The sequence below is a fragment of the Stenotrophomonas sp. SAU14A_NAIMI4_8 genome (genome assembly GCF_003086695.1).
In the GTDB taxonomy this organism is placed as follows: Bacteria; Pseudomonadota; Gammaproteobacteria; order Xanthomonadales; family Xanthomonadaceae; genus Stenotrophomonas.
Genome location: NZ_CP025999.1, coordinates 3,868,896 through 3,893,304 on the forward strand (window position 1 = coordinate 3,868,896; position 24,409 = coordinate 3,893,304).

Annotated in this window: 22 protein-coding genes; 6 read left to right on the forward strand and 16 right to left on the reverse strand. The window is 66.9% G+C overall.

The genetic code is table 11. The features are described from left to right. Positions 1-69 precede the first annotated feature (69 nt). The 6 genes from atpA to C1930_RS17460 form a co-directional block, all read right to left on the reverse strand. Positions 70-1,617 carry a F0F1 ATP synthase subunit alpha gene (gene atpA / locus C1930_RS17435; RefSeq protein WP_108750368.1) on the reverse strand — a complete coding sequence of 516 codons (1,548 nt, stop codon included), beginning with the start codon at positions 1,615-1,617 and terminating at the stop codon, positions 70-72. A 44-nt stretch (positions 1,618-1,661) separates the two neighbouring features. Further along, complete coding sequence (locus C1930_RS17440; protein WP_108750367.1) at positions 1,662-2,189, reverse strand: F0F1 ATP synthase subunit delta; 528 nt, start codon at positions 2,187-2,189, stop codon at positions 1,662-1,664. Positions 2,190-2,191: 2 nt separating this feature from the next. Next, a complete protein-coding gene (locus C1930_RS17445; RefSeq protein WP_108750366.1) occupies positions 2,192-2,662 on the reverse strand; it encodes a F0F1 ATP synthase subunit B in 471 nt (156 codons plus the stop codon). A gap of 107 nt (positions 2,663-2,769) precedes the next feature. Further along, positions 2,770-3,075, reverse strand: coding sequence for a F0F1 ATP synthase subunit C (gene atpE / locus C1930_RS17450; protein ID WP_005411133.1), 306 nt, complete (start codon positions 3,073-3,075; stop codon positions 2,770-2,772). A gap of 73 nt (positions 3,076-3,148) precedes the next feature. After that, entirely contained in the window at positions 3,149-3,949 is an 801-nt protein-coding gene (gene atpB, locus C1930_RS17455; RefSeq protein ID WP_108750365.1) for a F0F1 ATP synthase subunit A, read from the reverse strand. A gap of 31 nt (positions 3,950-3,980) precedes the next feature. Beyond that, the gene (locus C1930_RS17460; RefSeq protein WP_057496518.1) at positions 3,981-4,313 is read right to left on the reverse strand and encodes a hypothetical protein; all 333 of its coding nucleotides are present in this window, start codon (positions 4,311-4,313) and stop codon (positions 3,981-3,983) included. A gap of 497 nt (positions 4,314-4,810) precedes the next feature. On the opposite strand from C1930_RS17460, the gene C1930_RS17465 reads away from it, so the two are divergent. Beyond that, positions 4,811-5,629, forward strand: coding sequence for a hypothetical protein (locus C1930_RS17465; RefSeq protein ID WP_108757799.1), 819 nt, complete (start codon positions 4,811-4,813; stop codon positions 5,627-5,629). A gap of 348 nt (positions 5,630-5,977) precedes the next feature. Here C1930_RS17465 and lpdA read toward each other — a convergent pair whose 3' ends face one another. From lpdA to C1930_RS17480, 3 genes are all read right to left on the reverse strand, one after another. Further along, on the reverse strand, positions 5,978-7,786 hold the full coding sequence (gene lpdA, locus C1930_RS17470) for a dihydrolipoyl dehydrogenase (protein WP_108757234.1): 1,809 nt from the start codon (positions 7,784-7,786) through the stop codon (positions 5,978-5,980). A gap of 106 nt (positions 7,787-7,892) precedes the next feature. Then, positions 7,893-9,599 (reverse strand): dihydrolipoyllysine-residue acetyltransferase, encoded by a 1,707-nt coding sequence (gene aceF, locus C1930_RS17475; RefSeq protein WP_108772284.1) that lies wholly within the window; start codon positions 9,597-9,599, stop codon positions 7,893-7,895. 167 nt (positions 9,600-9,766) lie between these two features. Then, positions 9,767-10,315 (reverse strand): DNA-deoxyinosine glycosylase, encoded by a 549-nt coding sequence (locus tag C1930_RS17480; protein ID WP_199912373.1) that lies wholly within the window; start codon positions 10,313-10,315, stop codon positions 9,767-9,769. Positions 10,316-10,469: 154 nt separating this feature from the next. Here C1930_RS17480 and C1930_RS17485 point away from each other — a divergent pair, with 154 nt between their 5' ends. The 3 genes from C1930_RS17485 to glpK all read left to right on the forward strand — a co-directional run bounded on the left by C1930_RS17485 (position 10,470) and on the right by glpK (position 14,711). Beyond that, positions 10,470-11,105 carry an OmpW family outer membrane protein gene (locus tag C1930_RS17485; protein ID WP_108754244.1) on the forward strand — a complete coding sequence of 212 codons (636 nt, stop codon included), beginning with the start codon at positions 10,470-10,472 and terminating at the stop codon, positions 11,103-11,105. Positions 11,106-11,380: 275 nt separating this feature from the next. After that, positions 11,381-12,862 carry a glycerol-3-phosphate dehydrogenase gene (gene glpD, locus C1930_RS17490; RefSeq protein WP_108772286.1) on the forward strand — a complete coding sequence of 494 codons (1,482 nt, stop codon included), beginning with the start codon at positions 11,381-11,383 and terminating at the stop codon, positions 12,860-12,862. 349 nt (positions 12,863-13,211) lie between these two features. Then, on the forward strand, positions 13,212-14,711 hold the full coding sequence (glpK, locus tag C1930_RS17495; protein WP_108754246.1) for a glycerol kinase GlpK: 1,500 nt from the start codon (positions 13,212-13,214) through the stop codon (positions 14,709-14,711). Between the two features lie 39 nt (positions 14,712-14,750). On the opposite strand, the gene C1930_RS17500 is transcribed toward glpK, so the two are convergent. After that, the gene (locus C1930_RS17500; RefSeq protein ID WP_108750357.1) at positions 14,751-15,545 is read right to left on the reverse strand and encodes a MetQ/NlpA family ABC transporter substrate-binding protein; all 795 of its coding nucleotides are present in this window, start codon (positions 15,543-15,545) and stop codon (positions 14,751-14,753) included. A 28-nt stretch (positions 15,546-15,573) separates the two neighbouring features. Further along, entirely contained in the window at positions 15,574-16,545 is a 972-nt protein-coding gene (locus C1930_RS17505) for a YafY family protein (protein ID WP_108750356.1), read from the reverse strand. 82 nt (positions 16,546-16,627) lie between these two features. On the opposite strand from C1930_RS17505, the gene C1930_RS17510 reads away from it, so the two are divergent. After that, entirely contained in the window at positions 16,628-17,227 is a 600-nt protein-coding gene (locus C1930_RS17510) for a hypothetical protein (protein ID WP_108772287.1), read from the forward strand. Positions 17,228-17,334: 107 nt separating this feature from the next. Continuing rightward, entirely contained in the window at positions 17,335-18,111 is a 777-nt protein-coding gene (locus C1930_RS17515; RefSeq protein WP_108757239.1) for a DUF481 domain-containing protein, read from the forward strand. An 85-nt stretch (positions 18,112-18,196) separates the two neighbouring features. On the opposite strand, the gene hemC is transcribed toward C1930_RS17515, so the two are convergent. The 5 genes from hemC to mdoH form a co-directional block, all read right to left on the reverse strand. After that, positions 18,197-19,108, reverse strand: a complete 912-nt coding sequence (gene hemC, locus C1930_RS17520; protein WP_108757240.1) for a hydroxymethylbilane synthase — start codon at positions 19,106-19,108, stop codon at positions 18,197-18,199. A 555-nt stretch (positions 19,109-19,663) separates the two neighbouring features. Further along, on the reverse strand, positions 19,664-20,392 hold the full coding sequence (locus C1930_RS17525; RefSeq protein ID WP_108750352.1) for a LytTR family DNA-binding domain-containing protein: 729 nt from the start codon (positions 20,390-20,392) through the stop codon (positions 19,664-19,666). Positions 20,393-20,402: 10 nt separating this feature from the next. Beyond that, entirely contained in the window at positions 20,403-21,446 is a 1,044-nt protein-coding gene (locus C1930_RS17530) for a sensor histidine kinase (RefSeq protein WP_199911975.1), read from the reverse strand. A gap of 3 nt (positions 21,447-21,449) precedes the next feature. Continuing rightward, positions 21,450-22,109: an alpha/beta hydrolase gene (locus tag C1930_RS17535; RefSeq protein WP_108750351.1), complete on the reverse strand. Its 660-nt coding sequence runs from the start codon at positions 22,107-22,109 to the stop codon at positions 21,450-21,452. A gap of 50 nt (positions 22,110-22,159) precedes the next feature. Next, positions 22,160-24,085: a glucans biosynthesis glucosyltransferase MdoH gene (mdoH, locus tag C1930_RS17540; protein ID WP_108757241.1), complete on the reverse strand. Its 1,926-nt coding sequence runs from the start codon at positions 24,083-24,085 to the stop codon at positions 22,160-22,162. Positions 24,086-24,409: the final 324 nt, after the last annotated feature.

Here is a 24,409-nt window from a genome sequence, read left to right on the forward strand (position 1 = left end):
CTGCCCCGCGTTGTTCAACCGTTTGTCATCTGGTCCAGCGGAGCATGGCTCCGCTCTACAGGACCGCGATTACCAGCTGCCGGTGGTCTTGAACTCGGCGATGCCCTTCTTGAAGGCACCTTCGATGTCGTTGTCCCAGCCGCCGGTGGCGTTGACCTTGCTGACCAGTTCGCCCTGGGTGTTGGCGAAGTGGGCGTGCAGGCCTTCTTCGAACGCCAGCAGCTTGTTGACCGGCACGTCGTCCAGGTAGCCCTCATTGACGGCGTAGATCGACAGCGCCTGGTTGGCGATGGACATCGGCGCGTACTGCTTCTGCTTCATCAGCTCGGTCACGCGCTGACCGCGCTCCAGCTGCTTGCGGGTCGCTTCGTCCAGGTCCGAGGCGAACTGCGCGAACGCAGCCAGTTCACGGTACTGGGCCAGCGAGATACGGATGCCGCCCGACAGCTTCTTGATGATCTTGGTCTGGGCCGAGCCACCGACGCGCGACACCGAGATACCGGCGTTCACGGCCGGGCGGATGCCGGCGTTGAACAGGTCGGTTTCCAGGAAGATCTGGCCGTCGGTGATCGAGATCACGTTGGTCGGAACGAAGGCGGACACGTCGCCGGCCTGGGTTTCGATGATCGGCAGCGCGGTCAGCGAACCGGTCTTGCCGGTGACCTTGCCTTCGGTGAACTTCTCGACGTATTCCTCGGACACGCGGGCAGCGCGTTCCAGCAGGCGCGAGTGCAGGTAGAACACGTCACCCGGGTAGGCTTCACGGCCCGGCGGGCGCTTCAGCAGCAGCGAGATCTGGCGGTAGGCCACGGCCTGCTTGGACAGATCGTCGTACACGATCAGCGCATCTTCGCCGCGGTCCATGAAGTACTCACCCATGGTGCAGCCCGAGTAGGCGCTGATGTACTGCATGGCAGCCGATTCGGAAGCGGTGGCGGCCACCACGATGGTGTGGGCCAGCGCGCCGTTCTCTTCCAGCTTGCGCACGATGTTGGCGATGGTCGAAGCCTTCTGGCCGATCGCAACGTATACGCACTTGATGCCGGTGCCCTTCTGGTTGATCACCGCATCGATGGCCATGGCCGTCTTGCCGGTCTGGCGGTCGCCGATGATCAGCTCGCGCTGGCCACGGCCGATCGGGATCATCGAGTCGACCGACTTGTAACCGGTCTGCACCGGCTGGTCGACCGACTTGCGCCAGATCACGCCCGGAGCAACGCGCTCCACCGGGGCGGTGACGTCGGTGCCCAGCGGGCCCTTGCCGTCGATCGGTTCGCCCAGGGCGTTCACCACGCGGCCCAGCAGTTCCGGACCGACCGGCACTTCCAGGATGCGACCGGTGGTCTTGGCGACGTCGCCTTCGCGCAGGTGCTCGTAGTCACCCAGGACCACGGCGCCGACCGAGTCGCGCTCCAGGTTCAGGGCCAGGGCGAAGGTGTTGTTCGGCAGTTCGATCATTTCGCCCTGCATCACGTCGGCCAGACCGAAGATGCGCACGATGCCGTCGGACACGCTGGTCACGGTGCCTTCGTTGCGCGATTCCGCGGCCAGCTTGACCTTCTCGATGCGGTTCTTGATCAGTTCGCTGATTTCGGAGGGGTTGAGCGTGGTTGCCATCGTCAAGTCCTAGTGCCGGCAGCGGGGCCGGACGTTAAATGAATTCAGTTAGCGAGCGCGGTCTGCAGACGGGCCAGCTTGCCCTTCAGCGAACCATCGATGACCACGTCGCCGGCATCGATCACGGCGCCGCCGATCAGCGAGGCATCCACCGCGGTGGTCACATCGACCTCGCGGTTGAAGCGCTTGCGCAGCGCGACCTTGATCGCGTCAAGCTCGCCGGCCGACAGTTCGGCGGCCGAGGTCACGGTGGCCTTGACCACGTGTTCGGCTTCGGCGCGCAGGGCGTCGTACATGCCGGCGATTTCCGGCAGCAGCGGCAGACGATGCGATTCGGCCAGGATGGCCAGGAAACGCGAGTAGCTTTCGCCGTGGTTCACCGGCGCCAGCAGGGCGACGGCGTCGTCACGACCCAGCTCCGGGTTGGCGAGCAGGGCCGCCACGCGCGGGTCGGCGGCGACGTGGGCGGAAAACGCGAGGGCGTCCGACCACGGCGCGAACGTGCCTTCGTCGCGCGCGGTCGCGAAGGCGGCGCGGGCGTACGGGCGGGCAAGCGTGAGGGCCTGGCTCATCCTTAGATCTCCGAGGCCAGCTCGTCGAGCAGCGCCTTGTGGGCGTTGGCGTCGATTTCGCGCTTGAGCAGCTTTTCGGCACCGGTCACGGCCAGCGCGGACACCTGCTTGCGCAGATCTTCACGGGCACGGTTGGCGGCGGCGTCGATTTCAGCCTGGGCCAGTTCCTTCTGACGGGTGGCTTCGGTGATCGCTTCGGTACGGGCAGCGTCGACGATCTGGTTGGCGCGCGCGTGGGCCTGGTCGATGATCTCGTTGGCCTTGGTGCGTGCGTCCTTCAGTGCTTCGTTGACCTTTTCCTGCGCCTGGGCCAGATCTTTCTGGCTGCGGTCGGCAGCGGCGAGGCCTTCAGCAATCTTCTGCTGGCGCTCTTCGATCGCGTTCATCAGCGGCGGCCAGATCTTGGTCGCGATGATCCAGATCAGACCAGCGAAGGCGAGCGCCTGCGCAAGAAGGGTGAAATTGATATTCATGGTTAGCTCGATCGCTGGTTTCGGGGTGGATGCGCCGCCGGAGCGGCGCACCCGGACCTTCATCCGAAACCGGGTGCATCAGCACCCGGTCGTCTCAAACCGCTGTATCAGCCGGCCAGAGCCTTGGTGACGGCGCCAGCGAAGGCGGCCGACAGCGGGTTGGCGAAGGCCAGCAGCAGGCCGACGGCGACCGAGATGATGAACGCGGCGTCGATCAGGCCGGCGGTGATGAACATGCGGACCTGCAGGACCGGGATCAGTTCCGGCTGGCGGGCGGCCGACTCCAGGAACTTACCAGCCATGATGGCCAGACCCAGACCGGCGCCCAGCGCGGCCAGGCCGATCATGATGCCGACGGCAAGGGCGGTGGAGCTCTGAATCTGCGCGAAGTTGGTCAGGACGGCGAAGTACATGGTTATCTCCAGGAACTAAGTTGCTAAGGGTGATGAAACGGATGAAGGTTGAAACGCGTTGAAGCTTGGAACTTTAGTGAGCGTCTTCCGACAGGCTCAGGTACACGATCGACAGCATCATGAAGATGAAGGCCTGCAGCGGGATCACCAGCAGGTGGAACAGCATCCAGCCAAGGCCGAACGCACCACCGGCAATGGCACCGAAGAAACCGGCACCACCCAGCACCCAGATCAGCAGGAACACGATTTCGCCGCCGAACATGTTGCCGAACAGTCGCATCGCCAGCGAGATCGGCTTGCTCAGCCACTCGACGATGTTGAGGATCAGGTTGAACGGCATCATCCACTTGCCGAACGGCGCCGTCAGGAATTCCTTGATGAAACCGCCCAGGCCCTTCGCACGCAGGGCGAAGAACAGCATCAGGAAGAACACGCTGAAGGCCATGCCCAGGGTGGCGTTGACGTCAGCGGTCGGCACCGGCTTCCAGTAGTGGATACCGGCCATTTCCAGCGGCTTGGCGATGAAATCGGCCGGGATCATCTTCAGCAGATTCATCAGCAGAATCCAGAAGAAGATGGTGATGGCGATCGGCGTGACCAGCTTGCTCTTGCCGTGGTAGGTGTCCTTGGCCTGGCGGTCGACGAACTCCAGGCAGATTTCCACGAAGGCCTGCCACTTGCCCGGCACGCCGGCGGTGGCCTTGCGGGTGCCCAGCCAGAACGCGACCACGATCACCAGGCCCATCAGGACCGCGGTGAGGAACGTATCGACGTGGATGTGCCAGAACATCCCTTCGCCGTTACCGACCGGGGCGGTCAGGTTCTGCAGGTGATGCTGGATGTAGCTGGTAGGGGTTAGAGCCTCGCCCGCCATGTGTCCGGAACCTTCGTTAATTGAATTTTTGTCAACGCCTGGCCATGGCCAGGACCTGGAACATCAAACCGACGGCGATACCGGCCAGCAGCGCCAATGCAGGCAGCTTGAAGACCAGGAACCCCACCAGCAGGACGCCGAAAACCACGACCCACTTGGCGACAATCGCGACAATCAGCCGCGCCATCGCCGAACCCGCTGCCACCGCCCCACCACTGAGCGCCATCCGTGCCGCGACCCAGCCACCGGCCGAGATCGCCACCCCGGACGCCAGGGCGCCAAGGGCGTACTTCGGCCCTACCAGGAGGAAGGCCAGAGCCAGCACAGCGACTGCAGCCAGCGGGTAGACCGCGGCGCGCAGCATCAGTCGCCGACCCGCTTCAACGGAGTTCAGCACAGGACGTCCCACGTGGTTACAAGTGAATGGCTGAGGCCGCTAAAACAGGGGGTGCCTCATCGAGCCGCCAAATTATAGCAATGGGACAATTTGCGAGACAACCGCTGCCTGTTCATCCCGGAAGCCGCAAGTTGCGGGAACGGCAGGTTTTTTACGGCCCAGCAGGGGGACAATGGCGTCCGCCGCATGCTGCAGCGCAGCGTATTGAACTTTGGTCGCACGGCCGGGAACTTTCCCGCGCGCCTGCAGTCTGACCTTTCGACCTGCCTGCTGCACTTCCTCGTCGATGCTCCGCCCTGCAGGTCCCAGGATGGCCCCGAAGCGCGCTCCGGGGCCATCTTCTTTGCAACGTCATGACCGCGCTGAACCGTCCACGCAACGTGGACCATACGTTCACGTAGGGTGGACGCGCGCGTCCGGCACAGTGGCCTTCATCCCGAATGAACCACCGCAAGGACTTTCTGATGCGCTCCGTACCCACCCTGCTCGCCCTCTCGCTGCTCGCCGCCGGCGCCTCCTTCGCTTCGTCCGCCCATGCTGCGGAAGGCGATGACCGCTTCGCCCTGCGCCTGGGTGCGATGAACATCGATTCGGACAACACGCTGCGTGGCCAGACCAACGTGGCCGGCCAGGACATCGGCTTCTCCGAGGACTTCAAGCTGGGCGGCAAGGAATGGGAACCGCGCATCGACGGCATGTTCCGCATCAGCGACCGCCAGCGCCTGCTGTTCAACTACTTCAAATACGACAAGGACCGCCGCGAGACGCTGGGCCAAGACATCACGTTCGGTGACGTCAACGTGCCGGCCGACAGCTTCGTCAAGGCCGAACTGAAGTACCAGGTGGCCAGCCTGGTGTACGACTACTCGGTGGTGGACACCGAAAAGTTCGACCTGGGCCTGCAGCTGGGTGCCGAGTACGCCAAGGTGAGCACCAAGGGCTATGCCGATCTGGGCACCGTGTACGAAGGCCAGTTCCTGGATGAGAAGGCTGACGGCGTGGCGCCGGTGGTCGGTGCGCGGCTGAGCTTCACCCCCTCTGAAAAGTGGATGATCACCCTGCAGGGCCAGTACCTGAACACCCGCTGGGGCAGCTTCGATGACTACAAGGGCGACCTGAGCCGCGCCAATGCCATCGTTGATTACCGCTTCACCGACAACTTCGGCGTGTTCGCCGGCTACGACTGGTTCAAGCTGGACGTGGACCAGAAGGGCAGCGACGGCACCATCGGCCTGAAGCAGGAATTCAAGGGCCCGGTGGCCGGTATCAGCGTCAGCTTCTAAGCGTTACCGCTCTCTCTCTCACTCCAACGCGGCGCCCGGGCAACCAGGCGCCGCGTTTTTTGTGTTCCCGTGCAGAACGCGTGGCTGATGGTGTGTCGGGCGCGGGCTGTGGAGGGCGCGGCTTTCTGTCCGCCGAAAGCCGAGCCGCGTCGCGGGTGGCAGGCATTCGGGCAAATTCAAGGAGGAGGCTGGCGCCGCCAGGCGGCGGCCGGGGGACATTTGCCGGAATGCCTGCCACCCGCGGCGCGGCCCCGACCCTCGCCGCAGCGGCAAACGAAGCCCCACGCATGATTCAGGCAACAAAAAACCCGGCTTTCGCCGGGCTTTTGTTTACAGCGCGCGAGCGCGTTACTTCTTCTTCGGCATGTACAGATCGGTGATGGTGCCGTCGTAGATTTCCGAGGCCATCGCCACCGATTCACTCAGCGTCGGGTGCGCGTGGATGGTGTGGCCGATGTCTTCGGCTTCGGCACCCATTTCGATGGCCAGGCCGATTTCGGCCAGCAGGTCACCGGCATGCACGCCAACGATGGCACCACCGATGATGCGGTGGGTCTCTTCGTCGAAGATCAGCTTGGTGAAGCCTTCGGTACGGCCGATGCCGATCGCGCGGCCGCTGGCGGCCCACGGGAACTTGGCCACGCCGACCTTCAGGCCCTTGGCCTTGGCTTCGGTTTCGGTCACGCCCACCCAGGCGATTTCCGGGTTGGTGTAGGCCACCGACGGAATCACGCGGGCGACCCATTCCTTCTTGTGGCCGGCAGCCACTTCGGCGGCCAGCTTGCCTTCGTGCGTGGCCTTGTGGGCCAGCATCGGGTTGCCGACGATATCGCCGATGGCAAAGATGTGCGGCACGTTGGTGCGCATCTGCCGATCGACCGGAATGAAACCGCGATCGGTGACCTGCACGCCGGCCTTTTCAGCATCGATCTTCTTGCCGTTCGGCGAGCGGCCCACGGCCACCAGCACGCGATCGAAGGTGCCCTGCGCCAATGCCGGCGCCTGGCCTTCCTCGGCCGCTTCGAAGGTGACGGTGATGCCCTTGGCATCGGCGGTGACGCCGGACGCCTTGGTCTTCAGGTGCACTTCAATGCCCTGCTTCTTCAGGCGGTCGGCCAGCGGCTTGACCAGGTCCTTGTCGGCGCCCGGCATCAGCTGGTCCATGAACTCGACCACGGTGACCTTGCTGCCCAACGCGCCATACACGGTGGCCATTTCCAGGCCGATGATGCCGCCGCCGACGACCAGCAGCGAGCCCGGCACTTCGGCCAGCTCCAGCGCGTCGGTGGAATCCATCACGCGCTTGTCGTCCCACGGGAAGTTCGGCAGCTTCACCGCCTGCGAACCGGCGGCGATGATGCACTTCTGGAAGCGCAGCAGCTGGGTGCTGCCGTCAGCGGCAGTGATTTCCAGCTCGTTGGCGGAAACGAACTTGCCCACGCCCTGCACGCTGCGGACCTTGCGCTGCTTGGCCATGCCGGCCAGGCCCTTGGTCAGCTGGTTGACCACCTTTTCCTTGTACTGGCGCAGCTTGTCCAGGGTGATGGTCGGCTTGCCGAACTCGACGCCGAAATCGCCGGCATGGGCCACTTCGTCGATGACCGCCGCAGCGTGCAGCAGCGCCTTGGACGGAATGCAGCCCACGTTGAGGCAGACGCCGCCGAGGCTGGCGTAACGCTCCACCAGCACCGTGTCCAGGCCGACGTCGGCGGCGCGGAAGGCGGCGGTGTAGCCGCCCGGGCCCGAGCCCAGCACGACCATTTCGCATTCGATGTCGGCCGGCTTGCCGCTGGACAGCGCCGGCTTCGGCGCCGCCGGCTCGGCCGGAGCGCGGTGCGACGGGGTCACCGGCGGCTTGCTGGCCGGGGCGGCCGCAGCCGGGGCCGGCGCGGCGGCCTTGGCCGGGGCTTCGGCGGCGCCTTCAGCGTCCAGCAGCACGACCACGGCGCCTTCGGACAGCGTGTCGCCCAGCTTGACCTTGATTTCCTTGACCACACCGGCGGCCGACGACGGCACTTCCAGGGTGGCCTTGTCCGATTCCAGGGTCACCAGGCCCTGGTCCTTCTTCACCGTGTCGCCGACGGCGACCAACACTTCGATCACCGGCACATCGCTGTAATCGCCGATGTCGGGAACCTTGACTTCAATCGTGGCCATGGTGGTTTTCCTCGTGCCCGGCCGGGCGGGCCGGCGGGCTGTCACTGCATCTGTTCACGCGGCCGCGCCAGGGGCAGCGGCCGCACGGTGGGGGCGAAGCGCGGCCTTACAGCAGCACGCGGCGCATGTCGGCCAGTACCTGCGACAGGTACGTGGTGAAGCGTGCGGCCAGGGCGCCATCGATGACGCGGTGGTCGTAGCTCAGCGACAACGGCAGCATCAGCTTCGGCGCGAATTCCTTGCCATTCCAGACCGGCTGGATGGAGGACTTGGACACGCCCAGGATGGCCACTTCCGGTGCATTGACGATCGGGGTGAACGCGGTGCCACCGATGCCGCCCAGCGAACTGATCGAGAAGCAGCCGCCGCTCATGTCGGCCGGGCCCAGCTTGCCGTCGCGCGCCTTCTTGGCCAGTTCGCCGGTTTCCTGCGCGATCTGCACCACGCCCTTCTTGTCCACGTCGCGGATGACCGGCACGACCAGGCCGTTCGGCGTATCGGCGGCAAAGCCGATGTGGAAGTACTTCTTCAGGGTCAGGTTTTCACCGCTGGCATCGAGCGAGGCGTTGAATTCCGGGAACTTCTTCAGTGCCGCGGCGCTGGCCTTGATCAGGAAGGCGAGCATGGTCAGCTTGATGCCGGCCTTCTCGTTCTCCTTGTTCAGCGCCACGCGCAGGCCTTCCAGGTCGGTGATGTCGGCCTGTTCGAACTGGGTGACGTGCGGAATCATGGCCCAGTTGCGGGCCAGGTTCGCGCCGGAGATCTTCTTGATGCGCGACAGCGGCTGCACTTCGGTTTCGCCGAACTTGCTGAAGTCGACCTTCGGCCACGGCAGCAGGTTCAGGCCACCACCGGCGGGCACGGCGGCACCGCCGGCAGCCGGCACGCCACCGCTGAGCGCGGCCTTGACGAACTTCTGCACGTCACCCTTGGTGATGCGGCCGCCCTTCTCGGTGCCGCTGATCTGCAGCAGGTCCACGCCCAGTTCGCGGGCGAACACGCGCACGGCCGGGGTGGCATAGGGCACCTTGGCCGGCAGCACGCCATCGGCGTTGAACTGCACCGGCGGGCTGGACGGCGCGCCTGCGGACGGGGTGGCGGCCTGGGCCGGCGCCGGGGCGCTGACCTGGGCCGGAGCCGGGGCAGCGGCCGGCGCGGCAGCCACCGGGGCCGGGGCAGCAGCGGCCGGAGCGGCGGCACCTTCGGCTTCGATGATGGCGACCACGGCACCCTGCGACAGGGTGTCGCCGACCTTGACCTTCAGTTCCTTGACCACGCCCGCCACCGAGGACGGCACTTCCATGGTGGCCTTGTCGCTTTCCAGCGTGACCAAACCCTGGTCCTTCTTCACCGTGTCGCCCACGGCGACCAGCACTTCAATGACCGGGATGTCGGTGTAATCGCCGATGTCCGGCACCAGGGCTTCCACCGCACCGCCACTGGCGGCCGGGGCGGCCGGGGCAGCAGCGGCCGGGGCCGGCGCGCTCTGGGTGGCGGCGGCCGGGGCAGCGGCTTTGGCCGGGGCCGGGGCCGGGGCCGGGGCGGCAGCGGCGGGCTTGGCGGCTTCGCCTTCGGCCACTTCGATCAGCGCCACGACCTTGCCCTCGGACAGGTTGTCGCCGACCTTGACCTTGATTTCCTTGACCACACCGGCGACCGAGGACGGGACTTCCATCGTGGCCTTGTCGCTTTCCAGCGTGACCAGGCCCTGGTCCTTCTTGACCGTATCGCCGACGGCGACAAGCACCTCGATTACCGGGATATCGCTGTAGTCACCGATATCGGGGACAAGTGCTTCCTTGATTTCGGCCATGGGGATAACTCCGGCAATCTGGTGTAGGGAAACGTCTATTGTGCGGCCAGCGGGGGCCAGCGCCAACCGTTACAGGTGTTTTCAGTACGCACGCCACCGGGACACGCTGTTGCCACGGGCCTGCGCGGGCTTCCAGTGGGTAGCGTATTGTCCCGTCGATGTCCGCTTCATGTCGCCAGTGCGTCGGCCACCGGCTGCCAGGCCTGGCGCAGGCGGGGCAAGGACCAGGCGGCATTGGCCGGGCTGGTGGAGGGCAAGGCCAGCACCGGCGGCGGCGCCACCAGCTGCGGCAGCACCCAGCGCCGGAAGGCCTGCGCCGCGGCGGCACCATTGCAGCCGATCAGCACCAGCGAAGGCAGGCCGGCGATCAACGCAGGCAGCGCATTGGGCACTTCGCTGCCACGCACGATGTCCGCATCCAGGCTGCCGCGCCGCTGGCATTGGCCGATCACATCCCACAGCCCCACCCGCGCAGCGGCCAGCGCGTGCAGGCGCTGCGCGTAGGGCAGGTCCGCATCGAAACCGCACAGCGCGCCCAGCAGCGGCCAGAAACGATTGCGCGGGTGCGCGTAGTACTGCCGTTCCTGCAGCGATGCCACGCCCGGCATCGACCCCAGCAACAACACGCGACAGTCGTCGTTCACCTGCGCAGGAAAGCCGATGCACAGGTGTTCGACACTCACATCATCTACAACAGCATGAACATCACGCCGCATCAAAAACCCCTTTGAAACAGCGCTTTCGCGCTGTTCGCTGAACAAGGACAACCATTTTTTAACGCGCGTCGGATTCGATTCATGTTGGGGCGACTACGGTGTGCTCGCCCCGCAACCGGGGGCCCAAAAACAAGAAACATCAGGAGATTCCCCCATGCGCTCCATCCGTATTCTGAGCCTCGCCCTGCTGACTTCCGCCGCCTTTGCGCCGGCCGCTTTCGCCCAGGACAGCAGCAGCACCGACACCGCCTCGGGCAAGCATTTTGCCGTGGTTGGCGGGGTGACGCTGCTGCAGCCGAAGAACGATCCGATCGAAGGCGTGAAGAAGGTCGATGGTGGCCCGGCGCCGACCGTCAGCTTCAGCTACTACGTCAACGACAACTGGGCCGTTGAACTGTGGGGCGCCGCCGACAAGTTCGACCACCGCGTGAAGGGTCCGGGCAATGCCCGCCTGGGCAGCGTCGAGCAGCAGCCGGTCGCACTGAGCGGCCAGTACCACTTCGGCCAGGCCGACAACGTGTTCCGTCCGTTCGTGGGCGTGGGCTACTTCCAGTCGGCCTTCAGCAATGAATCGCTGTCCGATGGCAGCACCTCGGACATCCGCCTGAAGGATGCCAAGGGCGTGATCGGCACCGTCGGCGTGGACATGAACATCAATTCCACCTGGTTCGCTCGTGCCGACGCGCGCTACATGCGCTCGCGCCCGGACGTGAAGATCGATGGCGTGAAGGTGGGTGAAGCCAAGATCGACCCGTGGACCGTGGGCTTCGGTATCGGTGCCCGCTTCTAAGCACGTACCCGCTTCACTGCAATAACGCGACGGGCCCTGCGGGGCCCGTCGTCGTTTCCGTCGCCCGCATTCTGTAGAGTCGAGCTTGCTCGACTGCCGTTTTCTGTAGAGTCGAGCTTGCTCGACTGCCGTTTTCTGTAGAGTCGAGCTTGCTCGACTGCCGTTTTCTGTAGAGTCGAGCTTGCTCGACTGTTTCTCCAGCAGTCGAGCAAGCTCGACTCTACGCGGGAGGCAGTCGAGCAAGCTCGACTCTACCTGGCCACACGGGAACGCCCATGCACGAGGTAGACCTGCTGGTGATCGGCGGCGGCATCAACGGTGCCGGCATCGCCCGTGATGCCAGCGGCCGTGGCCTGCGCGTGCTGCTGTGCGAACAGCACGATCTGGCCGCGCACACCTCCAGCGCCAGCAGCAAGTTGATCCACGGTGGCCTGCGCTACCTGGAACAGGGCGAATTCGCGCTGGTGCGCAAAGCCTTGAGCGAACGCGAGATCGTCCGCCGGCAGGCGCCCTTCCTGGTGCAGCCACTGCGCTTCGTGCTGCCGTGGGAACCGCACCTGCGGCCGCGCTGGATGCTGCGGCTGGGCCTGTGGCTGTACGACCACCTGGGCCAACGCAGCCCGTCCTTTCCCGCCGCCACCGCAGTGGACCTGCAGGCCGACCCGATCGGCGCCCTGCTGCTACCGCATCTGCACCACGGTTTCAGCTACGCCGACGCACAGGTGGATGATGCGCGCCTGGTGCTGCTCAACGCGCTCGATGCCGCTGGCCGCGGCGCACGCATCCTGACCGGCACCCGCTGCCTGCAGGTGCAGCGGCATGGCACGCACTGGCAGGCGCAGCTGCAGACCGCCGCCGAACCTCCCTTCGCCGTGCACGCCCGGGCGGTGGTGAACGCCGCCGGCCCGTGGGCGGGCAGTCTGCTGCAGCAGATGCACGCGGACAGTGGCGCCCCTGCCCTGCGTCTGGTGCAGGGCAGCCACATCGTGCTGCGCCGGCCCTGGCCCGCGCACAGCGCCTGCCTGCTGCAGCAGCCCGATGGCCGCGTGGTGTTCCTGCTGCCCTTTGCCAGCGACCATCTGCTGGTCGGCACCACCGATACCGACTATCGCGGCGACCCGGCACGCTGCACGGTGCTGCCTGAAGAGATCGACTACCTGTGCGCCGCAGCCAGCCGCTATCTGCGCGATCCGGTCACGCCATCGCAGGTGGTCTGGCAGTTCGCCGGCGTGCGCCCCCTGCTGGCTGATCCGGACCCGCGCGCAGCACGCCTGAGCCGCGATTACCGGCTGCAGCTGCAGGACGACGGGGCGCCCGCGCTGCACGTGCTGGGCGGCAAGCTGACCACCTACCGCGTGCTGGCCGAACAGGCGCTGGAGCTGCTGCGCGGCGCGCTGGCGCAGATGGGTCCGGCCTGGACCGCGCACGGCCCCGCCCTGCCCGGCAGCGACTGGGGTGACGCCGCAGATGCGACCGCGCAGCTGCAGCAGCGCGCGCCATGGTTGCCTGCCGGTCTGGCGCACCGTTGGGCCCATGCCTACGGCAGCCGCAGCGCCGAACTACTGGAGGACGCGCGTGACCTGCCTGCGCTGGGCGAAGACTTCGGTGCCGGCCTGCATGCACGCGAAGTGGCGTTCCTGCGCGAACACGAATGGGCACGCACTGCGGATGATGTGCTGTGGCGCCGGAGCAAGCTCGGCCTGCGCCTGGATGCAGCGCAGGTAGCGCACCTGCAGACCTGGATGCAGGACCGGTAGCGTCGAGCTTGCTCGACTTCCCGATTCGTAGAGTCGAGCTTGCTCGACTTCCCGCTTCGTAGAGTCGAGCTTGCTCGACTGCCCCGCTTCGTAGAGTCGAGCTTGCTCGACTGCCGCGAAAAGCAGTCGAGCAAGCTCGACTCTACGGCTCCCCGGCAATCCCACAGCACGCCGTCCATACGGTTCCCCGGCAATCCCACGCCACGCCGTCCATACGGCTCCGCGACAATCCCACACCGCGCCGTCCGTACGGTTCTCCGGCAATCCCACACACCGCGCCATCCCACCCGCACACCGCCCCTTCCATCGCGATGCCGTAGGATTTCCCCATCGCCACCGGAGACGCTCCATGACGCCCCGCTACGTGCTGGCCATCGACCAGGGCACCACCAGTTCACGCGCCATCCTGTTCGATCACGCCGGCGATATCGTCGGCAGCGCACAGCGCGAGTTCGCGCAGATCTTTCCGCAGCCCGGCTGGGTCGAACATGACCCGCGCGAGATCCTCACCAGCGTCTATGCCACGCTGACCGAACTGCTCAGCCGCGAACAGATCGATCCGCGCCAGATCGCCGCGCTGGGCATCACCAACCAGCGCGAGACCACCGTGGTCTGGGACCGCGCCACCGGCCAGCCGATCCACAACGCCATTGTCTGGCAGTCGCGGCAAAGCCAGGCCATCTGCGAGCGCCTGCGCGCGGACGGCCACGAGGCGCTGGTGCGCGAGCGTACCGGGCTGCTGATCGATGCCTATTTCTCGGCCACCAAGGTGCGCTGGATCCTGGACCATGTGCCCGGTGCGCAGCAGCGCGCCGAGCGCGGCGAACTGCTGTTCGGCACCATCGACAGCTGGCTGGTGTGGAACCTGAGCGGCGGCCAGGCCCACGTGACCGACTACAGCAACGCCGCACGTACGCTGCTGTTCAACATCCACACGCTGGACTGGGACGACGACCTGCTGGCACTGCTGGACATCCCGCGCGCCATGCTGCCGCAGGTCCGCGATTCCAGTGCGGTGTACGCGCATACGCGGCCCCAGTTCTTCTTCGACCACCCCATTCCCATTGCCGGCATCGCCGGCGACCAGCAGGCCGCGCTGTTCGGCCAGGCCTGCTTCAGCCCCGGGCGGGTGAAGAACACCTATGGCACCGGCTGCTTCATGTTGATGCACACCGGTGACCAGGCCGTGCGTTCACGCAACGGCCTGCTGACCACCATCGCCTGGGGCCTGCACGGCAAGGTGGAATACGCCCTGGAGGGCTCGATCTTCGTGGCCGGTTCGGTGGTGCAGTGGCTGCGCGACGGCCTGCGCATGATCGACCATGCCAGCCAGAGCCAGGCGCTGGCCGCGCAGGTGCCCGACAGCGGCGGCGTGTACCTGGTGCCGGCCTTCGTGGGCCTGGGCGCGCCTTACTGGCGCAGTGACGTGCGCGGGGCAATGTTCGGCCTGTCGCGTGGCACCAGCAAGGCGCACTTCGCACGGGCCGCGCTGGAAGCCATGGCCTACCAGACCCGCGACGTGCTGGATGCCATGCAGTCCGATGCCGGCATCGCGCTGAGCGAGCTGCGCGCCGATGGCGGCGCGATCGCCAATGATTTCCTGGCTGGGTTCCAGGCCGACATCCTGGGCGTGCCGCTGCTGCGGCCGCGGTTGACCGAAACCACCGCGCTGGGCGCGGCCTATCTGGCTGGGCTGGCGGTGGGCTTCTGGGAAAGCCGCGAGCAGATTGCCGCGCAATGGGGCCTGGACCGGCGCTTCGAGCCGCAGATGGAAGCGGCCCGCCGGGAAAAACTGTACGCCGGCTGGCAGCAGGCGGTGGCCGCAACGCTGGCCTTCCACGTTGATTGAGATGGGTAGCGCCGGGCATGGCCCGGCGCTACCCCAACATCAGAACGCCGGCAGCACCGCGCCCTTGTACTTGGTTTCGATGAAGGTCTTCACCTGCGGGCTGGTCAGCGCCTTGGCCAGCTTCTGCACGCGCGCATCGTCCTTGTTGTCCGGGCGCGCCACCAGGAAGTTCACGTACGGCGAATCCTTGCTCTCGATCGCCAGTGCATCCTGGGTCGGGTTCAGGCCGGCATCCAGCGCGTAGTTGGTGTTGATCAGGGCCAGGTCCACCTGGTCCAGCACGCGCGGCAGCATGGCCGAATCCAGCTCGCGGAACTTCAACTTCTTCGGGTTGGACACGATGTCGCGCTGGGTGGAAAGCGCGTTGGTCGGGTCCTTCAGCTCGATCACCCCGGCCTTGTGCAGCAGGATCAGCGCGCGGCTGTTGTTGCTGGGATCGTTGGGGATGACCACGTCGGCACCTTCGCGCAGCTCGGCCAGCGACTTCACCTTGCGCGAGTACGCACCGAAAGGCTCGATGTGCACGCCGATCACCTTGGTCAGGTCGGTCTTGCGATCGCGGTTGTAGGCATCCAGGTACGGTTCGGTCTGGAAGTAATTGGCGTCCACCTGCTTCTGCACCAGCTGGTCGTTGGGCTGCACGTAGTCATTGAACACGCGCACGTCAAGTTCCACGCCTTCCTGCTTCAGGATCGGCTTGACCACCTCCAGGATCTCCGCGTGCGGCACCGCCGTGGCGGCCACCACCAGTTTCTGCGAGGGCTCACCGGACTTGCCGCAGGCGGTCAGGGCCAGCGCAGCGGCGAACAGGGGCAGCAACAGGGTCTTCTTCATGGGTGCAGGGGGTCTCTCGGGGGGAGGGTCAGGATTTTTCGTAGTTGCTCAGGGCCAGGTCAAGCAGCGCCTTGGCCTGCTCGCGCAGCATCACCGGTTCGACGATCTCGGCGTCGGAGCCATAGTGCAGCACGTCCATCAGCAGCTCGCGCGAGACACTGTAGGGCACTTTCAGTTCATAGCGGCCATCGGGCAGGAAACGCCCCTGCTGCTTGGAATGCCAGTGCTCGTCGGCCACCCAGCGCGCCGCCTTGGCGCTGAACAGGATGGTCGCCCAGCCCTTGGGCGCGCCGGAGAAGATGCCGTAGCTGGCGCCCAGCTGCTCGTCCAGTTCGGTGTCGGCCACGTCCCTGGCGCCTTCGTCCACCACCCGCGCCTTGTACACGCGATCGACGGCGAAACTGCGCAGGGCTTCGCGGTCATGGTCCCAGGCATCCAGGTACCAGTTGTCGCGGTAGTGGGTCAGGCGCTGCGGTGACACCGTGCGCCGGGTCGGCTCGTCGGTGGAGCGGGCGCGGTATTCAAATGCCAGCTGCTTGCGCTCCAGCACCGCCGAAGCCACGGTGCGGAAGCTGGCTTCGTCGAACTTGCGGCCGCGGTGCGGAATGACCCGCACCCGGTCCACCGGCCAGCTGGACACGCCGGCCTGGGCCGCCAGCAGACCCTCGATACGCTGCTGCAGCGGCGCCAGCACCGACGACAGCACGCCACCGCCGGTGCGCGCCAGCAGGTGCTGCGAGGCCAGCAGGGCATGCAGTTCTTCCGAGCTGAGCCACAGGCCCGGCAGCTCGAAACGATCGCTTTCATCGGCCTGGTAGCGGAAGCCGGCCTCGCCATCGCCCTCGATCGGCGCCATCAGCGCATCGCGCAGGAAGGCCAGGTCGCGGTAGACGGTGGCGCGGGAACAGGCAAGCTTGTCCTGCAGCGTCGCCACCGTCACCGGGTAGCGAGCGGACTTGAGCAGACGATGCAGGGCGGTGATGCGTTCGTATCGGTCCATACCCCCGATTATGTCCGAGTCGCGGGCGTTGTGTGGGGGCTTTGGGCTATCGTGGGCGCCCCCCGCCCCATGGACATGCCCGATGCGCCGGTTGCCCGCCCTGCCCCTGCTGGCCTGCCTGCTGCTGGCCAGCTGCGATCGCGCCCCCGCGCCGGCCACGGCCACCACGCCGGTGCCCGCTGCCGATGCGGCCCAGACGGTGCTGGCGGCCAGCCAGCGCTTTGCCGCCCTGCGCAGCTTCCACGCCGAGCTGGACGTGCGCGGCGGCCCGCGCCCGGTGCGCAGCGCGATGGACTTCGTGGCACCGGACCGCTTCCGGGTGGACACCCCGGCCGGGGCGCAGATCATCATCGGCGACACGCTGTTCCTGCAGGCCGAAGGCGCGATCCGCCAGGTGCCGCTGCCGGCGGGCGCGCTGGAACAATGGCGCAGCCCGCTGCCGGCCGACGCCGACCCGGCAGCCCTGCAGGTGGAAGACCTGGGCAGCCAATCGCTGGACGGCGTGGCCACGCGCCACTACCGGCTGCGCAGCGGCCCCGGCGAACACCTGGACTACTGGGTGGACGACCAGGGCCTGCCGCGGCAGATCATGCGCAGCGGCACCGCCCAGGACGGCCCCTACCAGCTGCGGCTGCGCTATTCGCGCTTCAACGACCCTGCCCTGCGCGTCGATCTGCCCTGAATGGGGGAGCGGCGGCAACGTCTGCTGAAGCATGGGCCGCGATGGGTCGGCCTGTCATCGACCATCCAGTATCATCACCGGTTGTTAACCGCTTCGGAGAAGCCTTGATGTCCCTGCGTTTGTCCCTGCTGGTCCCCCTGCTGCTGTGCGCGCCGCTAGCCTACGCGCAGGACGCATCCGAGCTGGCGGCGATGACCTCGCCATGGAGTGGCAGCGGCGGCGAGCTGGGCTTCGCGTCGGCACGCGGCAACAGCAGCACCGAAAGCTTCAACGGCAGCCTGCGCCTGCGCTACACCGACGATGACTGGGTGCACACCATGGATCTGTTCGGCCTGCGCTCCAGTTCCAAGGTGACCGAAACCAACGACGACGGCACCACCACGCGCCGCACCAACACCACGGCCAACCGTTACACCGGCAGCGCCGGCAGCGCATTGCAGCTGGGCGAACACCGCCAGCTGTCGGCCAAGGTGCGTTTCGAGCGCGATGACTTCGCCACCTATGACCGCCGCAGCTCGTTCGGCTTGGGCTACGGTACCCGCCTGTGGAACACCGACCGCTTCTACTTCGACGCGCTGATCGGCCCGGGTGTCAGCCGTACCCACAGCACCGAAGACGACCGCACCCGTACCGGCCTGATCGGCCAGGGCCAGTTCGAGCTGAAGTATTCGCTGACCGACAACACCGACCTGATCAACAACCTGCTGGTGGAATCGGGCTCGTACAACACCTTCGGCCAGAACGACTTCGGCGTGTCGGTGAGCATGAACGAACACCTGGCACTGAAGGCCGGCTGGCAGGCGCGTTACAACAGCGACGTAGCCGACGACAAGCGCAAGACCGATACCCTGACCACGATGAACGTGGTCTACAAGTTCAAATAAGGTCTGCTTTCGTAGAGTCGAGCTTGCTCGACTGCTTTCCTGCAGAGCAGTCGAGCAAGCTCGACTCTACGGAAATCGGGTTCGGTCAGACGTTCAGCAGTTCGCCGGCGCCGGCATCGAGCAGCATCTTCGCTACCTGCTGGCCCAGCGTATCCGGATCGCTGCCCGGCCCGACCGCTTCGGCGCGCACCGCGCGGCCATCGCTGGCACTGCCCACCAGGCCCTGCAGGTGCAGAGCATCGCCCTGCCATTGGGCGATGGCCGCCACCGGCACATGGCAGCTACCATGCAGCGCGCGGTTCATCGCCCGCTCGGCTTCCACGCAGGCACGCGTGCCCGCGTCATCCAGGCCCGCAAACAAAGCCATCAGGCGCGCATTGCCACCATCGCACTCCACCGCCACCGCGCCCTGCGCCGGCGCCGGCAGCCACTGCGGCGGCTGCAGGCGCGCCACGATGCGGTTGCCCAGCCCCAGGCGCTCCAGCCCGGCCACCGCCAGCACGATGGCGTCGTAGCCGCCGTTGTCCAGCTTGGCCAGGCGTGTGTTCACGTTGCCGCGCAGATCCAGCAGCTGCAGGTCGGGGCGCAGTGCGCGCAACTGGGCCTGGCGGCGCAGCGAGGACGTGCCCACGCGGGCACCGATGGGCAGCGCATCCAGCGAGGCATAGAGGTTGGAGACGAAGCCATCGGCCGGGTCGTGCCGGGTCAGCATGGCCGGCAGCGCGAAGGGCGCATCCAGTTCCATCGGCACATCCTTCAGCGAATGCACCGCGCAATCGGCCTCACCGCGCAGCATGGCCAGCTCCAGTTCCTTCAGGAACAGGCCCTTGCCGCCGATGGCGGCCAGCGAGCGGTCCAGCACCTCATCGCCGCGGGTGCTCATCGGTACCAGTTCCACGTGCAGGCCCGGGTGGGCCTGGCGCAGGCGGTCGGCGACGTGTTCGCTCTGCCAGAGGGCGAGCGGGCTCTTGCGGGTGGCGATGCGGACGGTTTCCATCAGCACATTATCGCGCCTACGGCGCGGATACGGCCAACGGCGGAGCTCCTCGTGGCGGGTGCGGCCGGATGGATCGTTGCACTGGGCCGGGTGGGTGGGCTGCGCAGGGGACGCTGCAAGTACGTCCTTGTAAGCTCGTAGGCGCCATCCATGGCGCCTGCGCCCCTGCGCAACCCACCCACCCGTCCCCTGACAGTTTCCGTGCGCCGCCGCCACGGAAGATCAAAAGAAAAAGCAGAGCAACAGCAACAGCCGGTGACCTCCGGGGTCAGATCCCTTTTCCGCAGGAAAAGGGATCTGACCCCTCTTTCCCCACCCGATAACAACTCTGCTTTTGCTGTCCGACGCAGGGAAAACGAGAGGGGTGAGGCGGGATGGGCGGGCGGGACCGCAGGCGCCATGGATGGCGCCTACGAGCCCCCATGGATGGGTTAACGGCGTGTCCCGCCCGCCCATCCCGCCTCACCCAACACGCAGCAACCACGAGCCGACAAACCCGCTGTTGCTGTTGACGTTGATCTCGAAGCGGTCGCGGCCGCAGGCCGCGCGGCACCCCTACAGATGCCGTACTTCCTGCTTCAGCGTGGCCACGCAGCGGCGGCTGACTTCCAGCGGCTGCTTGCCATGCCGAAGCACCGCCTGCACCTGCCCGCCCGTGCCACGCCGCAGTTCCACCAGCTCGTGGCGCGCCACCAGGCAGTTGCGATGAATGCGTACGAAGCGGCTGGCAAACTCCTCCTCCAGCGACTTCAGCGATTCCTCGATCAGGTCTTCGCCGCGTGCGTGGTGCACCACCACGTACTTCTCTTCGGCCTGCAGGTAGTGGATATCGTCCAGCGGAATCAGGCGCAGGCTGCCGCGCAGGCGCGCGCACAGCATGCTGCGGGCCTGGCCACCGTTGTGCTGCGGCTGGCCATCACGACCGGCCAGGAACGTCCGTGCGCGGGCGATCGCCGCGGCCAGCCGCTCGGCGCGTACCGGCTTCATCAGGTAGTCGATGGCCGCCGCTTCGAACGCCGACAGCGCGTGTGCATCGTAGGCCGTGCAGAACACCACCGCCGGGCGCGGCTCGAAACTGGCCAGGTGGCGGGCCGCTTCCAGGCCGTCCAGCCCCGGCATGGCGATGTCCAGCAGCACCAGGTCCGGCTGCAGTTCCGCACAGGCGTGCAGCGCCTGCTCACCGTTGCCGGCTTCGGCCACTACCTCGATGCCCTCCTGCGCGGCCAGCAGGCTGCGCAGGCGTTCACGGGCCAGCGGTTCGTCATCGGCGATGACCACCCTCACGGTCGCTCCTTCATTGGATCGGCACTGTCACCTGGCAGGCATAGTAGCCTTCGCTCCAGCCTGCCGTCATCCGCGCACCGCGGCCGAAGCGCCAGGCCAGGCGATGGCCAATGCTGTGCTGGGCATGGCCGGCGCCACGTGCCAGGGCCAGCCCCGGCGCCTGCGGGTCAGGTGCGGGATTGCGCACGGTGATCTGCAGTTCATCACCCTGCCGGGCCAGGTGCAGTTCAATCGTGCCACCTTCCGGCAACCGTGAAATGCCATGCAGCACCGCGTTTTCCACCAATGGCTGCAGCACCAGGCGTGGCATCGGCAGCTCCCACGGCAGCGGTTCGTCGCGTTGCCAGCGCACCTGCAGGCGATCGCCCAGTCGCAGCGACTCAATGGACAGGTAGCGCTCGGCCAGTTCACATTCTTCGCGCAGGGTGGCATCGCCCTCGCCCGCGCCCAGCGCCGCACGGAACAGATCGGACAAATCCAGCACCGCGCGCTCGGCCACGGCCGGGTCACGGTGCAGCAGGCTGGCGATCAGGTTCATGCTGTTGAACAGGAAGTGCGGGCGGATGCGCGCCTGCAGCGCATCGGCCTGTGCGCGTGCATTGGCCTGCAGCTGCGCGGCCCAGCGATCACTCACATAGAAATAGCGCAGCGCCAGCGCGGTGATCAGCGCGGTGGTGGCGGCACTGCCCAGGGTGAAGCGCAGGAAGCTGATGCCGCGGGTGAAGTTGTCACCCAGGACCGCATACAACGCATGGATGATGGCCGCACAGGCCACGGCGATCAGCGCCGCCAGGGCCACGGCGGCGACGGCACCCAGCGATTCGGGCAGGCGTGACAACGGCCGCCGCAGCGCGCACAGGCTGATGCTGACAGCCAGCGCCAGCCACAGCGCGAAGCCGCTGGCCGAAGCCAGCTCGCCCAGCGTCCAGTGCCGGCTGCCATCGGGCGCCAGCGCCAGCACCACCACGACCAGCTCGGCCAGGCCCAGCATGGCGGCCAGCCGCGGCAGGCGGCACAGTTCCGGCATCCATGGGGCGGCGCTGGCAGCGGCCATGGCTCAGGCCACGCCCAGCCGTTGCTGCAGCCAATCGCCCAGCGCGTCGATTTCCTCGGCGCAGACCTGGTGGGCCATCGGATAGCTGTGCCACTGCGGCTGCAGCCCCAGGTCGCGCAGCACCTGCGCGCTGTGCTCGGCCACCGGCAGCGGAATGACCGGATCGCCGGTGCCGTGGGCCATGAACACCGGCACGTCCACGGCGCCTTCCACACGGGTGGCGCTCTGCGCGTCGGGCAGGTAGGTGGACAGCGCGATCAGGCCGGCCAGCGGTGCGGTGCGCGCCAGCGCGGCGCTCAGGATCACCGCGCCCCCCTGCGAGAAGCCCGCCAGGAAGATGTGGTCGGCGGCGATGCCGCGCTCGATCTCGCGGGCGATCAGCGCGTCCAGCTGCGCCATCGATTCACGCACGCCGGCCATGTCGGCGCGCGAACGGAAGTCCATGCCGACGATGTCGTACCAACCGCGCATCGGCACACCATTGTTGATGGTGATCGGCCGCACCGGCGCATGCGGGAACACGAAGCGCAGCGCCGGCCAGTGCGGGCGTACCAGTTCCGGCACGATGGGTGCGAAGTCATGGCCGTCGGCGCCCAGGCCGTGCAGCCAGATGACCGACCACTGCGGCGAAGCGCCGGTTTCCTGTTCCACCGTTTGCAGCATGTTGCGGCTCCTGTACGTTCGAGCCGCATTATGCCGGTGCCGCGCGGGGATCAGTACAGCGGCGGCTGCTCGGCGGCCTCGCGGCGCAGCTGCGCAGCGCGCACCAGCACCGGCGGCGGCAGGTTCTCTTCGGGAATGTCCAGCAGGCCCAGGCGGTGCAGGAAGGCACCGGGCGCACGCGAGGAGGTCAGCGCCACCACCGGAATGGCCAGCACCATGCCGATCACCACCGGCGCCATCCAGGCCGCCAGTGACGGCGACACGGCCCACGCCAGCAGGCCCATGAACGCGCCGAACAGGCCCAGCCCACCGTAGCCGCGTACCAGCGCCCACCAGGAAATGCCGCCGTCGTCGCGCTGCTGCGCATCCCAGCCCGAATCGCGCCCGGACAGCACTTCGGCCACCCCGCGCGACTGCACGTACATCACCACCGGCGCCATCAGCGCCGCCAGCACGGTTTCCACCAACATCGACACGAACGCACGGATCGCGCCGCCGCAGCCACGACGGTCCACCGGGTCCAGCAGCATGGCCAGGTAGCCCAGCACCTTGGGCATCAGCAGCACGGCCATGGTGGCGCCGAACAACCGCACCACCTGCACTTCATCCTGCGCACGCCAGTAGACGCTGGGCGACAGATGCAGCACCGCATTGAAATCGATGCCTTCCTGGAACAGCGGGATGGCGATGCCGATCAGCATCAACATGCCCCACATCGGCGCGGTGAAGTAATGGCCGATGCCGATCAGCATGTGTACCCGGCTGATCCAGTGCAGGCCACGGCTTCCCACCACCTTGCCGTGCTGCAGGTTGCCCTGGCACCAGCGGCGGTCGCGCACCAGCAGATCGGTCAGGGTGGGCGGGCCTTCCTCATAGCTGCCGCCCAGGTACGGCACCATGTGCGCGGCCCAGCCACCGCGGCGCATCAGCGCCGCTTCCACGAAATCGTGGCTGAGCACGTGGCCGCCGAAGGGCTTGCGCCCCGGCAGCGCCGGCAACCCGGCGTGGTCGGCGAAGGCGCGGGTGCGGATGATTGCGTTGTGACCCCAGTAATTGCTCTCGGCACCGTGCCACCAGGCCACGCCGCGGGCGATGACCGGGCCGTACACGCGCCCGCCGAACTGCTGCATGCGGGCGAACAACGTACGACCGCCGATCACCGACGGCAGGGTCTGGATCAGGCCGACGTCGGCGTTGTGTTCCATGCCGGCCACCAGGCGCACGATGCTGTCGCCGGTCATCAGGCTGTCGGCGTCCAGGATCAGCATCTGCGGGTAGGCACCGCCGAAGCGGCGCACCCAATCGGCGATGTTGCCGGCCTTGCGGCCGCTGTTGTCGCTGCGGCGGCGGTAGAACAAACGCACCTGGCCGTCAGGCACGAGCTCGCGCAGTTCGTTGAACACCTGCTCTTCGGCGCGGGCGATGTCCTCGCGGCGGGTGTCACTGAGCACGAAGAAATCGAAGCGCTGCAACTGGCCGGTGGCCGCCACCGATTCATAGATGGCACGCAGGCCGGCCAGCAGGCGGCGCGGATCTTCGTTGTAGGTGGGCATCAGCAGCGCGGTACGGCTGTGCACCACCGGCAGCGGCTTGTCCGGGTCGATGCCCAGGCGGTAGCCGCGGTCGAACACCGCGGTCAGGAAGCCGGCCACGGCACTGGCAAAGGACAGCGCGATCCAGGCGAACAGGCCGACGAACAGCACCAGCAGGCAGGCTTCCAGCACGCTGATGCCATTGCCCGACAGCACCCGCCACATCATGCGGGTGGCGGCGGCGGTCATCACGGCGGTGCCGCCCAGGATGTACAGGCGGCGCAGGCCGATCAGGCGCGGCGAAGTGCGATGGCGGCGCACCTTCAGCGCGCCCTCACCCAGGCTCTGCTCGGGCATGACCAGCGGCGATTCGGCAGGCAGCAGGGCCCAGCCGGCATCCAGCTCCGGGTTGCCCGTGCTCGGAATGTGGGTTTGAACTTCCATGCAGGCCTATTCCGCCCAGGCGCCGCGCCCTGCCATCCCGGCCAGGCTGCATGCACCAAGGTTCCCGGCGCGCCTTCCCGGCGCCCGCACTTGTCCACTCTGCGGGGGCTTCACGCCGCGCAGTCGATGTCTGTCACTACCGGAACCCACACGATCTCCAACGGGGCGGAATCGAAAAAATGCGGCCCAGTCTAGGCGGGTAAATGTAAGCCCAGTGCGAAGGTTTGCGCCGGGAAATGTCCCCATTCAGCGATCAGCAGGCGAGCGCCGGGCTGGATCGTGACAAATGAGAACAACTCTCATGAACAGGCGCTGGGGTGGGCC